The sequence below is a fragment of the Vreelandella sp. F11 genome, assembly GCF_042466685.1.
GTDB lineage: Bacteria > Pseudomonadota > Gammaproteobacteria > Pseudomonadales > Halomonadaceae > Vreelandella.
The window spans coordinates 4828305-4840724 of record NZ_CP170448.1; the positions used below are offsets into that span (position 1 = coordinate 4828305).

14 protein-coding genes are annotated in these 12420 nt (G+C 49.6%); 4 read left to right on the top strand and 10 right to left on the bottom strand.

Annotation, left to right across the window (positions count from 1 at the left end; translation table 11 throughout):
• Positions 1-49 precede the first annotated feature (49 nt).
• The 6 genes from ACFIOZ_RS22085 to ACFIOZ_RS22110 all read right to left on the bottom strand — a co-directional run bounded on the left by ACFIOZ_RS22085 (position 50) and on the right by ACFIOZ_RS22110 (position 4300).
• Positions 50-886, bottom strand: a complete 837-nt coding sequence (locus ACFIOZ_RS22085; RefSeq protein ID WP_386081355.1) for a curlin subunit CsgB — start codon at positions 884-886, stop codon at positions 50-52.
• Between the two features lie 57 nt (positions 887-943).
• Positions 944-1444, bottom strand: a complete 501-nt coding sequence (locus ACFIOZ_RS22090; protein WP_386081357.1) for a hypothetical protein — start codon at positions 1442-1444, stop codon at positions 944-946.
• Positions 1445-1716: 272 nt separating this feature from the next.
• Complete coding sequence (locus tag ACFIOZ_RS22095) at positions 1717-2547, bottom strand: CsgG/HfaB family protein (protein WP_386081359.1); 831 nt, start codon at positions 2545-2547, stop codon at positions 1717-1719.
• 86 nt (positions 2548-2633) lie between these two features.
• Complete coding sequence (locus ACFIOZ_RS22100; protein WP_386081360.1) at positions 2634-3062, bottom strand: curli assembly protein CsgF; 429 nt, start codon at positions 3060-3062, stop codon at positions 2634-2636.
• Positions 3062-3583: a CsgE family curli-type amyloid fiber assembly protein gene (locus ACFIOZ_RS22105; protein ID WP_386081361.1), complete on the bottom strand. Its 522-nt coding sequence runs from the start codon at positions 3581-3583 to the stop codon at positions 3062-3064. Before ACFIOZ_RS22105 ends, ACFIOZ_RS22100 begins: the two co-directional genes overlap by 1 nt.
• 24 nt (positions 3584-3607) lie before the next feature.
• The gene (locus ACFIOZ_RS22110; protein ID WP_386081363.1) at positions 3608-4300 is read right to left on the bottom strand and encodes a LuxR C-terminal-related transcriptional regulator; all 693 of its coding nucleotides are present in this window, start codon (positions 4298-4300) and stop codon (positions 3608-3610) included.
• Between the two features lie 282 nt (positions 4301-4582).
• On the opposite strand from ACFIOZ_RS22110, the gene rdgB reads away from it, so the two are divergent.
• From rdgB to ACFIOZ_RS22130, 4 genes are all read left to right on the top strand, one after another.
• Positions 4583-5191: an RdgB/HAM1 family non-canonical purine NTP pyrophosphatase gene (rdgB, locus tag ACFIOZ_RS22115; RefSeq protein ID WP_386081364.1), complete on the top strand. Its 609-nt coding sequence runs from the start codon at positions 4583-4585 to the stop codon at positions 5189-5191.
• Positions 5184-6368: a radical SAM family heme chaperone HemW gene (gene hemW, locus ACFIOZ_RS22120; RefSeq protein WP_386081366.1), complete on the top strand. Its 1185-nt coding sequence runs from the start codon at positions 5184-5186 to the stop codon at positions 6366-6368. The genes rdgB and hemW overlap by 8 nt, the downstream gene beginning before the upstream one ends.
• 48 nt (positions 6369-6416) lie before the next feature.
• Positions 6417-7091 carry an OmpA family protein gene (locus tag ACFIOZ_RS22125; protein ID WP_386081367.1) on the top strand — a complete coding sequence of 225 codons (675 nt, stop codon included), beginning with the start codon at positions 6417-6419 and terminating at the stop codon, positions 7089-7091.
• An 87-nt stretch (positions 7092-7178) separates the two neighbouring features.
• Entirely contained in the window at positions 7179-8024 is an 846-nt protein-coding gene (locus ACFIOZ_RS22130) for a 23S rRNA (adenine(2030)-N(6))-methyltransferase RlmJ (RefSeq protein ID WP_386081368.1), read from the top strand.
• Between the two features lie 19 nt (positions 8025-8043).
• Here ACFIOZ_RS22130 and mnmE read toward each other — a convergent pair whose 3' ends face one another.
• The 4 genes from mnmE to rpmH form a co-directional block, all read right to left on the bottom strand.
• The gene (gene mnmE, locus ACFIOZ_RS22135) at positions 8044-9414 is read right to left on the bottom strand and encodes a tRNA uridine-5-carboxymethylaminomethyl(34) synthesis GTPase MnmE (RefSeq protein ID WP_386081369.1); all 1371 of its coding nucleotides are present in this window, start codon (positions 9412-9414) and stop codon (positions 8044-8046) included.
• Positions 9415-9536: 122 nt separating this feature from the next.
• Positions 9537-11225 carry a membrane protein insertase YidC gene (yidC, locus tag ACFIOZ_RS22140; RefSeq protein ID WP_386081370.1) on the bottom strand — a complete coding sequence of 563 codons (1689 nt, stop codon included), beginning with the start codon at positions 11223-11225 and terminating at the stop codon, positions 9537-9539.
• A gap of 121 nt (positions 11226-11346) precedes the next feature.
• The gene (gene rnpA / locus ACFIOZ_RS22145; RefSeq protein ID WP_386081371.1) at positions 11347-11739 is read right to left on the bottom strand and encodes a ribonuclease P protein component; all 393 of its coding nucleotides are present in this window, start codon (positions 11737-11739) and stop codon (positions 11347-11349) included.
• 13 nt (positions 11740-11752) lie between these two features.
• Positions 11753-11887: a 50S ribosomal protein L34 gene (rpmH, locus tag ACFIOZ_RS22150; RefSeq protein WP_088698236.1), complete on the bottom strand. Its 135-nt coding sequence runs from the start codon at positions 11885-11887 to the stop codon at positions 11753-11755.
• Positions 11888-12420: the final 533 nt, after the last annotated feature.

Consider the following 12420-nt stretch of genomic DNA (forward strand, 5'->3'; position numbering starts at 1 on the left):
TCGGGGCGGTTTGTATGAGCACACGATGTTTATTTTAACATCGTTTTGCTTAGTGGCCTTGGCTAACAGTGTTAACGTTGCCATTGCCGTAGGTTACGATGCTAGAGGTATGCTGACCCCAGAAAGCACCGCTTTGCGTAACGGCATTGTTGTTATAGCTGCCATGAGTTTCGATATAAGAGTCGTGGCCATAGCCAGACTGAGCTACGTTATAGGTGTTGTGATCACCATTTGCTAGGATTGTGCTCTCTAAAGAGTAACCATTTTGATTTACAACGGCGTCATTGCGGTTACCACCCATATAAGCATAGCTATCGTTATATGAGCCAGTCTGTGTGATTTCAGCATCATTGAAAGCACCGTTTTGCTCAACTACAGACTTATTCCCAGCGCCATCTTGGTTGACAGTCGCATCATTGGCAAATCCTTCAATGTAGGCGTAGCTATCATTAAATTTACCACTTTGGGTGATGTCAGCGTCATTGTAGAAACCAATTTGCTCTACTACTGAAACATTTTTATAACCCTCTTGATCAACAGTCGCGCTGTTAAAGAGGGTCTCTTGATAAACGGTAGAGTCATTCTTAGTGCCTAATTGGGTAACGTCGGCCGAGTTGCCGCTACCAAATTGTTCTATACCAGAGTCATTAAGGCCAGGTAGTGTTGTAGCAACACCGGAGACATCATCTTGTGATACTGTTGCTGAGTTATAGCTGCCTTGTTGATAAATACGTGAGTTTTGTGATCCCCACTGGGTAACATCGTTTGTATTGTTATTACCGCTTTGATAAATCGTGGAGTCACTACCACCTGAATACTGTGCAAAAGCAGCAGTACTCATAGCAAAGGCAACGGCGGCAGCGATAGTGGTGATTTGAGTTTTCATGGTGTTTCCCCATTATGTCATGCTTGCTTTAGTTATTACTGAGACAACGTTTGTTGCTCAGTAGGTTTCGACGGTGACTGGGCGTGCATTGCTTGAAAACGATTGTTGTTCAACACTAATGCCACGGTAGCCACTCCCCGATTGTGAAATCTGTATGTCACTACGATTGCCAAGTTGGCGCACAGAAGAATTTAGCTCTCTTGATGTGCTTCCTGACTGGGTAATATTCACGTTATGATTTCTACCGATTTGTGAGATAGTACTAACGTTATTACCACCTGCTTGATGGACTGCCGCAGTGTTGTAGTTGCCTAGTTGATAAATACTGGAAAAATTCCCTGCTTGATAACTACCCGATTGCGAAACTTTGGTACGATTATTGTTACCAATTTGCGCAATAATGCTGTAGTTACCCTGACTGCTTTGAGCAGCGGTTTGCTTGGAAAACTGTTCAACGCGGCTGTTGTCGGCATTGATTGTTAAGGAAACTGAAAGAGTTGCCGTCAAGACTGTTGTCATCAACAGAGCTCGCTTGGTAGTGGTGTACTTCAGTTTCATCATATTTCCCTCTGAAACGTTTTGTATCAATTTGTATTTCTATTGTTCAGTTTGAATCAATTCGAAATTTTCGCTATCAGACATTTTCTTATTTTTGCTGTGTAAATTCCCGTGTTTATTAAGGGCTAAATGATGAGTTTTCTAATCGATTTTTTAACTTTTTTATTAAAAAACGGTCAGGTATTATCCTGACCGTTAATTTTAATTGATTTTTTATGGTTAATATTTTTGCTTTTTTATTTAATGAAAGCTCCCCGATAAAATTGTGGTGATTACAGCATAGGCACGGGGGCGTCTAAATAGTCTGCTAAAATGGTATCTTGAAAATTAACGTTATTGCCCAGATTCCAGAGATTACTCTCTACACCTCTCGCGACTAAATGTATAACTGCTGATTCAATCGCTGACATGACAGCAAGTTGTACTGGCTCATTAGTGGTAAGACCCACTTCGGCTTCTAGCAAACGTCGAAAGTCGATAAAACGATAAACGCCCGCCCGCATTTCTTTTGAATAGATGGTTTTTGTTGTGGTTACGTTAGCCAGTACTTCACCAGTGGATATTTCAACCGCGCGTAAGTTAACCGTTACCTGGTCAACTTGGTATTGCCCTGAGGCGCCAATGCCAAAATACTCAGCACCTGCACCACCGGTGCGCACGTTTGATTCGTAGGCGATAATGCCGCCTTCGAGCATCACAGAGGCTGCACGGAGTGATGGCAATGTATCTGGCTGACCGAAGCGCTCGAACTCCGCACGAATAATGCGTCTTTCGGTAAGTAAGTTCTGTAACCCTACTCGTTCAAGCGGTATAAACCAGCCGGAGTCTGCTAGTGCTCCGGTCAGCATCGCCGCAGCACCTTGTGTTACAGCGGTTGAAAACGTGCTGGCGGGTGCGGGGCGGTACTGACCTGTTTGATCGCGGAAGTCATAAACTGAAACGAATATTCGCCCCGCTGGAGGGGGTAAAGAGACCAAGTCTTGATAGGTTGCCCCCCGGGGCGTGAGCGTTGCTTGTGCCCCTTCTAAATTTTCAGATGTCGCGACCATACCAGCACAGCCGCTGAGCAAACTAACCATGAGTAGCGAAGCGATAATTTTCATAATGTTCCCCTGAATGACGCGCAACCGTAATTAGGCTGATTGATAGTCCCGTTAGTTTTTTCTTCGTATAAAAAGCAGGTAATAGTTCAGGGGTTAAATAAACCGCCCACGCTAATATTGGTAACATCACCGGTGACTTTATCGATCACTCTTACTATTAGCTGCCCGCCTTCATCACGCACCACAACGCTAAAATCTCCACTATCGAACGATCCTTCTCCCACATTACCTGCCCCAACATCACTGATTAATTGTGATATCAAGCGACTCTCAAGACTTTGAATAAGCCGTTCGGTCGATGAGAGTGACTCGATACCCCTGGCATTAGGATCGGTGTTTGTATCCTGGGACTGCGCTTTACCCAGTAAATAGCTACCCATGAAAGGATCCCCGCCAAAGGAGGGATTGATGGGTGTATAAATCAGTTCTCCTGCGTTTGCGTTTAGGGGCAGCGTAGTTGCCAGGATGATAGTTGCCAGGGCACTGCTAGCTGTTATTTTGAGTATGTTTTTCATTAACGTAGCTCCTCTTTTCCCAGGTCTTTGTCAGAGGTAAGCGCAGCGGCTAGTTGTTGGCGTAGCAGCGCTTCTTCGACGGTTTGCACGGCTTCCCCAGCGGCACGATCGGCTTCATTGATCCTGGGGGAGAGCTGTGTACGGAAATACATACGATTGCCTTCCATCACCCATATTTGGCTACCCCAACGCGCATCAGGGCGCTCATTGATAGTGATAGTGGCATTGCCAATAATCAGGTTATCCATTGCCCGCTGGCTAAAGGCGCGATAAAAAGTTTTACCGGCCATGGTGATTGTTCTATCTACCATCACGCCAGTTAGCTCACTTCCGGCGTTAGTGCTGCCCCGCACTTCAGGCCCATCAGGGCTAGAGAGCTGATTAATAGCGTCAATCGCTTCTTGTTCGTTGGCGGGCATTGCCTCGGCAGGGTCAGCCGGTTCGTTGGCCAATGCTGTAAATGACATAATCCATACAGCTATGGTTAAAAAGCCGATGCTTAAACGGTTTATTGATGACATAGCAGTTACCTCTACCCTTTAGCGTTACCGGTGTCGCTGAAGGCTGCGTGCGGTTTCTATATTGGGCAAAATTGGCCCCAAGTTTTGATGAATCCAGTTGAGCGCTTGAATACGGTTGTGAACGTTAATCTTGCGAAAAATGTTGTAAAGATGTGATTTAACGGTGTGTTCGCTTACAAATAGCTTTTCAGCAATTTGTTGATTGGATGAGCCTGCGCTAAGCAGCGAAATAATTTCCATTTCCCGGTTAGTAAGTCCGCAGGCCGGGCGGAAAGCATTACTTTGGTATTTGCGATAGAAAAGGATCAAGCGCGCCATTAAGTCGCGGGACATCCACAGTTCCCCTTCCAAAAGCGCGTGGATGCCTTTGCAGATGACCTCAAGACTTTCGTTACGATAAAAAACCCCTTTTAGCTGAGCGCACGAGAGCGCTTCCAGGGCGTGATCCATATCGTGAATATTGAAAGCAGCTAGAGGTGTTTTAGTGAGTGCATCGGGTAACTTATCTTGCCACTCTGGCAGCGCATCAATCCCTATATGATCACTATCTATAAGAATCAACATGTTACCTGTAGCAGAAATAGGTAACGCCGAGTGAGGAGAGTGAATACTGATTTGGCATCCGGTGTGTTTGTTCAAGTACTCAGCGAACAGCTGTACTTGAGGACTTTTTTCGGTCACGACATACACCGTACCGGTAGACTTTTCCTGCGACATTGGGGAGCCCTCGTGGAGAGAAAGAGTGAGCAGGTAACCTTTGAATTGTTGACCAAAAGATACGTTACGTAAAGTTTTGTTATTAAAAAGATGGTAAAAATATTTCTAAAAGGTCGGACTTTTTTTCTTTCATTCGTTTTAATTTCTTTAAAAACAGATATTAGCGTGTTTAATTAGCAGGATATTGAGTAAGTATTTTTAGATACGTTGGGTAACATTTTGAAGGCTTTTGATACGGTGGATGAGCGCGTAAACTGATTCTCTACTGTTAGGAGTTTACATATGACCGCCGTCAATACCCTTGTTCTTGCCAGTGGAAATTCGGGAAAATTAAAAGAATTCAATCAATTACTTTCACCTTTGGGCTTCGATGTTCGCCCCCAGGCAGACTTTGGTGTCACCGAGGTTGAAGAGACGGGGCTAACCTTCGTCGAAAATGCCCTGTTAAAAGCTCGTGAAGCGAGCCTCGTTAGTGGATTGCCGGCATTAGCTGACGATTCCGGGTTGGAAGTGGACGCTTTGAACGGCGCCCCCGGTATCTATTCCGCCCGGTATGGCGGTGAGCCCAGGAGCGATGAGAAAAATAATCAAACGTTGTTATCCGCGTTAAGTGACTATGCGGAAGGACAGAGGAGCGGTCGTTACTGGTGCGTGCTGGTTTATTTGCGTCACCCGAAAGATCCAGTGCCGGTCATTGTGCAGAGCAGTTGGGAAGGAGAGATTCTTGCTCATCCCCGAGGGAAGGAGGGGTTCGGCTATGATCCGCTTTTTTGGTTACCTGATCAGGGTATGAGTGTTGCCGAACTGCCTAGCGACACTAAGAATCGCCTTAGTCATCGTGGCCGTGCGCTACAAGGCTTGGTGGAGTTATTGAAGGTGGCGCATGGCTGATAAGCTGCCGCCACTCTCGCTGTACATCCACACACCCTGGTGTGTCCGTAAATGCCCGTACTGTGATTTCAATTCTCATGAGCCGGGGACGCATGGTTTTACGCCTCGGGATTTACCTGAAGCCGCTTATCTTGATGCTTTGTTACAAGACCTGGATAACGATCTACTCCTCGCTGCTGGGCGGGAAATTCAGACGATCTTTATCGGCGGGGGCACACCCAGCCTGCTGTCACCCGTTTTTTATGACCAATTATTAAAAGGGATCAACGCCCGTTTACCCTTCGCCAATGATATAGAGATTACCCTAGAGGCAAACCCAGGTACCACTGAGCAAGAGCGTTTCATTGGTTACCGCAAAGCAGGCATTAATCGCCTCTCGCTGGGTATTCAAAGTTTTCAGCCCGATCAATTGCATGCATTAGGGCGTATTCATAGCGGTGATGAAGGGATCACTGCGGTCACGCAGGCGCGCCAGGCGGGCTTTACCAACATTAATATCGATCTGATGCACGGTTTGCCCGACCAAACGCCTCAATTGGCGATGGATGATATTGTCCAAGCGCTGGCATTGGCACCTGAACATCTCTCTTGGTATCAATTGACCCTTGAGCCAAATACGGCTTTTCACTCTCATCCTCCGGTGCTTCCCGAGGAAGAGGCGCTTTGGGATATTCAGGATAAGGGGCATCAGCTATTGGAGCAGGCGGGCTTCAAGCGTTACGAGATTTCGGCTTACGCTAGTGCCAATCATCAAAGCCGCCATAACCTTAACTACTGGCAGTTTGGTGACTACCTCGGGATTGGCGCGGGTGCCCATGGCAAGCTTAGCTATATTGACGAAAATGGCCAGTGGCGCATTGAACGGCGCTGGAAAACTCGCCAACCGGACGCTTATTTAAAGCGCACGGGCGATCTGCGTGGCTTTATAGCGGGTAAGCAGCTTATAAACGTCGATGAGCTGCCGTTGGAGTTCGCCATGAATGCACTACGGCTTACTGATGGCGTTGCTGTGGATACATGGAGAGCTAACACCGGGCAGGCTCCTGCAATGTTACTTGCGCGTTTACAATCCGCCGAGAAAAAAGGACTTTTGATGCAAATGCCCGAAAAACTGCGTGCATCCCCTCAAGGTCTATTATTCTTGAATGAGTTGCTAACCTTGATCAGTGATGATTGATTAGCGATGAATAAAAAGGTGTTTTTGAATATAAACAAGGAGTGAGCAATGCGTATTTCTCGACTACTGACACCGCTGGCGGCCGCTATTCTACTGGCGGGTTGTGCCACATCGGATCCTTATGGTGGCCAAACGCAGCGCTCCAGTACCGCGATGGGCACTGGGATTGGTGCCGCCGTAGGTGCCGCGGCGGGTGCCCTTTCTGGCGATGGTAGTACTAGCCGACGCGACCGTGCATTGATCGGCGCCGCAGTGGGTGCTGCAGCCGGTGCTGGTATTGGTGTCTATATGGACCGTCAAGAGCAGCAGTTGCGTGAAAATCTGCAAGGTTCGCGCATTGAGATCGATCGCCGTGGCGACGATATCGTGCTTAATATGCCTAGTGGCGTGACCTTTGGCTTTGATTCTGCCGACCTTACCAGCGAAGCACGCAGCTCTCTTAATGAAGTCGCTAATGTTCTTACCCAGTATCAGGATACCCGCGTTAATATTGCAGGTCATACCGATAGCACCGGTGATGCGAGCTATAACCAGCGTTTGTCGGAGCGACGCGCTCAATCTGTGGGTAACTACTTAACCCAGAACGGCGTTTCATCTTCGCGTCTTAACACCACTGGGTATGGCGCTACCCAGCCAGTGGCTAGTAATGACAATGAGCAGGGCCGCGCTCAGAATCGCCGGGTAGAAATTACGCTAACTCCCACTGGTGATGGTCAGCGCTAATAATAAGTCTCTTAACTGGCTATTACCTATCCAAGCCCGCTATGCTCACATAGCGGGCTTTTTTCATTCACTTGTCGATGAGTCTTCATGCTCTCTTATCAACATGCCTACCATGCCGGTAATTTTGCCGATGTACATAAACATCTAACGCTTTATGCGGTGATGGAGTATTTATTACGTAAAAGAACTGCCATTACATATGTCGATACTCACGCAGGGCGAGGACTCTATCCGCTAAATGCCCAGGAGACGCAACGCTTGCAGGAGTACCGCGAGGGCATATGGCCGGTGTGGCAAGCCCGTGCTGGGGTTCGCGATTCGCTACTTAACGCGTGGCAAGCAGCACTATCAAGCGCTCAACCTGTGCCAGAGGCACTGACTCACTATCCAGGCTCTCCTTGGTGGCTGAGTTATTTTCTACGCGAGCAGGATCAGCTGCGGCTGTTTGAACTGCATCCCGGCGAGCATGAGCAGCTAAGCACCCAAGGGTTATCGCCACATGCACAACGTGTGTTTGGTGACGGTTTGAAGGGCCTAACAGCGATGCTGCCGGTCACATCACCACGCTTGTGCGTGCTTATCGATCCTAGTTACGAGCGTAAAGTGGAGTATCAAGAAGTTGCCGAAACAGTGGCTTATACGCTGGATAAAGCGCGCCATGGGGTGGTATTGATTTGGTATCCGCTGCTGCCAGCAGGCCATCATCGCACGCTTCTAAGCAGCCTCAAAGAGAGTGGAATTCGCAAAATATGGCGCAGCGAGCTGCTGCTGCGCGAACCTGGCGAGCAGGCTCACGGCATGTTTGGCAGCGGTATGCTGGTGATTAATCCGCCCTGGGGGCTGGATGAACGCCTGGCAGCGGCGATGACGGAAATTACCCCGTTATTCGCTGCAAAGAGTCGCTATCAGGCGGAGTGGTGGGTGGGGGAGTAGTTGTTGTAACGAAACGGCCCTATTTGCCAATGCAAAAACTGCCGAAAATCTCGCCCAAGAGATCATCGGCGCTGAATTCGCCGGTGATCTCGCCTAAGGCCTGTTGGGCATCACGCAAATCTTCCGCCAGCAGCTCTCCAGCGCCGTAGCCACTTAGTTGAGCCTGCCCGGTGGTAAGCGCCGTCATTGCTCTATCTAGGGCATCCAGATGTCGCCGTCGCGCGGAGAAGCGACCTTCCGTCGTCGCGGTATAGCCCATCACCTCTTTTAAATGCGCTTTTAAGTTATCCACACCCTCGCCCGTTTTGGCGGATAAGCGCACGGTTGGTGGTGTTGTGGATAAATCTAAACCAGCGGGCTCTGCACTGGTATCAATCTTGTTGCGCACTAGTGTCAAGCGCTGCTGATCAGGGAGACGAGCGACGAACTCGGGCCAAATAGCCATAGGGTCGGTGGAAGCCGTGGTGCTGGCATCAACGAGTAGTAGTACCCGGTCAGCTTTCTCTATCTCGGCCCAGGCACGTGCGACACCAATTTTCTCAACCGCATCCGGCGTATCGCGCAGCCCAGCGGTGTCGATGATATGTAGCGGCATACCGTCAATATGAATATGTTCACGGAGTACATCCCGGGTAGTACCTGCAATATCGGTCACAATGGCGGTATCTTGCTCAGTGAGAGCGTTAAGCAGGCTCGACTTACCCGCATTGGGTCGCCCGGCAATGACCACGCTCATCCCTTCACGGAGCAGGGCGCCTTGGCCTGCTGACTGACGAACGTCGCTCAGCGCTTGCTGGACGCTGCTTAAATGCTGGGCAACATGGCCGTCAGCTAGAAAGTCGATCTCCTCTTCGGGAAAGTCAATCGCCGCCTCCACATAGACGCGTAGCTCTATCAATCGCTCCACCAGTGTGGAGACTCGCTTTGAAAACTCGCCCTGTAGTGAGCGTACGGCGTTCTCTGCCGCTGAGCGTGATGTGGCATCGATGAGGTCTGCGATGGCTTCTGCCTGGGCCAGATCCAGCTTATCGTTCAAAAACGCCCGTTCTGAAAACTCACCCGGCCGGGCCAGGCGAGCTCCCAGTGCTACGCAGTGCTCCAGCAACATATCCATAATAATCGGGCCGCCGTGCCCCTGGAGTTCCAGTACGTCTTCGCCGGTAAACGAGTGGGGGCCAGAGAAGAACAGGGCGATGCCCTCATCAATGCTGCCTTCCGCGCCTTGGAAGGGGCCGTAGTGAGCGTATCGCGGGGCAGGGCAATGCCCCACCATGGCCTGAGCGATTTTGCGGCAGGCAGGCCCAGAGACGCGGATGATACCCACGCCACCGCGTCCAGGGGGGGTCGCTAGCGCCGCAATGGTATCAGGTGTATAGAGGCGTTCGGCCATGGTGAATCTCTTTTAAAATTGGCAGGTAACGAAATTGATCGACCTAGTGTGAATTTTTCGGTCTTAAAACGCCAGACCCCCGCTCAAGGCGGGGGTCTGGAGGCGCTAATTAAAGCAGCGGACTATTTGGTTTTCATGCCCTTGCCGATACTCGGGTCATTTTCGATTTTACGCGTAATGTAATACTGCTGCGCCACCGAAATGATGTTGTTGACCACCCAGTAGATGACCAGACCGGCCGGGAACCACAGGAAGAAGAAGGTAAAGATGATGGGGAGCATCTTCATTATCTTCGCCTGCATTGGATCTGGCGGTGTTGGATTCAGCATCTGCTGTACGAACATCGAAATGCCCATCAGAATTGGCAGAATGAAGTACGGATCCTTCACCGATAGATCCTGAATCCAGAAGATAAACGGCGCATGCCGCAATTCAACCGACTCCAGCAGCATCCAGTAGAGAGCAATGAAAACAGGCATTTGAATCACAATAGGTAGACAGCCCCCCAGCGGATTGATCTTCTCCTTCTGGTAGAACTTCATCATCTCTTGCGACATTTTTTGCCGGTCGTCGCCATACATCTCTTTAAGGCGTTGCATTTCCGGGCCGAGTTTACGCATCCGACCCATGGATTTGTAAGCTTTGGCAGAAAGCGGGAATAGCACTGTTTTAACCAGAACGGTTAACAGGACAATCGACCAACCCCAGTTACCGACAATGTCGTGGATGTGATCCAGTAGCCAAAACAGCGGGTTTGCAATAAACCACAGCCAGCCATAATCCACAGTCAGTCTCAGGTTGGGGGCGACTTGCTCCAGGTAATCTTGAACCTTTGGCCCCATGTAAAGTGTGGCGCCCAGCGTCGCTTCACTGTCGGCTGCAATAGAGCTGGTGGGGCCAGCAAAGGCCACTACGTTACGGTTACTGGAGTCAGTGGTAACGTAGTAAAGGTTCTGTTGATCCTGCTGGGGCGCCCATGCCGACACAAAGTAGTGCTGGATGATGGCTATCCAACCACCTTGTGCTTCGCGGTTTTCAAATTTATGGCTTTGAATATCGTCGAAGTCGATCTTCTCGTAGCGTGCATCTGGCGTTGAGTAGGCCGCCCCTAAATAGGAGCTCATGCCCATGGATACACCGCTTGAGGGATCAGGGCTATTATCGCGTGCCAACTGGCCGATAAAGCGCGCACTCACCGGTGCATCGGTGTTATTGGCCAGGTAGTAATTGACGTTGACCGCATAGCTACCGCGCTTAAAGGTGAGACGTTTAATCACCTCAACGCCGTTAACGTCAGCGGTTAGATCAACGCTGAGTTCGTCATCGTTATCGCCTAAACGATACTCTGAGTTCTCAGGTGTGAATGCGATACGGCTAGCTTGGCCATCGAGCTGAAGGCCTGAACGAGCCACGTAGCTACGACTGCTGTTATCCGATAACAGCACGTAGTTACGGTCTGAATCGAGGGAGAGCTTGTGCTGCGGTAACGCGGCATAAACAATGTCGCCGCCGTGTGGATCAATACGCACATCGAGAACGTCAGTGGTCACGGCAATAAAGTCGCGGCTGGATGTCTCGCTTTCGGTATCCGGAATACCTTCACCTACCGCACTCTGCTGTGAAGACGTGCTCGGCACCGCTAAGCCGCCCTCTCCATCTTCAGTATTGCCAGGAGATGTGGAATTGCTGCGTTGCGTCGTTTCAGGCACTGAATCGTAATTCGGCTGCCCGTAATCCTGATTCCACTGGACGACTAGCAAGTAGGCGAGTACGGCTAGTGGAATCAGTAATAAAAGTCGTTTTACGTCCATGAGGGTTCTGCCCGCTGGGTGGTGAACATACTAATGGCGCAGTGTCATTTACTCGACTCTTGACACACGAAAGCCTGCCAGTTGGCAGGCCGAGGTCGAGCGGCGAGGGGTGCGCCAAAGGTCACGTGTCACGCTTAGGCGTTGGTTCTGCTGACATCGCCTGTGCGTCACGCTGAAGTCGCTTCCACATGCCGTGTAACTGGCGATGCAAGGTGTCGTTATCGATATCCTGAACACCGCGTCGTGCAAGCACCACTATATCCACAGAGGGTAGTTGATGTTGACGAAGGCGAACGGATTCTCTAACCAGACGCTTGAAACGGTTGCGATCTACGGCGCGTTTAACATTTTTTTTGCTGACCACTAGTCCAAGGCGGGGATGTCCCCGAGTACTCAGGCGGACTAACGCCATCATACCTTTGCCATGCACTTTTAGGTCGGCTTGCTCAAACACGTGACTAAAATCCCCAGCATTTAGTAACCGTAATTGCCGGGGAAAGCCTTGCTGCGGCACACGCAATCTGAGATCAGGCGCTCAGACGCTTACGGCCCTTGGCACGACGACGTGCGAGGATGGCGCGACCGTTTTTGGTTGCCATACGAGCACGGAAGCCATGCGCGCGCTTGCGCTTGAGAACGCTAGGTTGAAAAGTGCGTTTCATAACTCGTTATTCCCACGTGGTTTAGGACGGAAAGTGAATTCCAAAAAGCCCGGTCCAGTGAGGAACTAGCCGGGGAGATTCAATTCAAGACCGGAAATTGTAGAGACTTCCTCTGCTGGGTGCAATTTTTCCTTGCATAAAAGTGTTATTCCACTTCAGCCAGCGTGCTTGATATGCCGAGAGTAGCCATTAATCAAGTCACTATTATTACTAGTTAGTAGTTCTAAACCTGTTGTTATTAATAGTGGGGATACTATTTGTGGATAAGTTATATTAAGCATTATTTTTCAATGGATTATAATTATAAAAAATCTGTGTGTAACTCCCGTATAAGCCGTCCACAAGGTGTTGGGTAGATGTGATTAACCCTTGGGTAAAACACATATTTAATGATTATCCCCGCTCCTCCACAGGGTTTTCCCATAGGCTCATGCTAAGTTGTCCACAGCCGGGAATTGAAGGCTAAACCCGTGTGGATAACCGAGGCTTTGGGCGCTACAATGGTCGGCCGTTTTCAACCGATGGTGAGATGA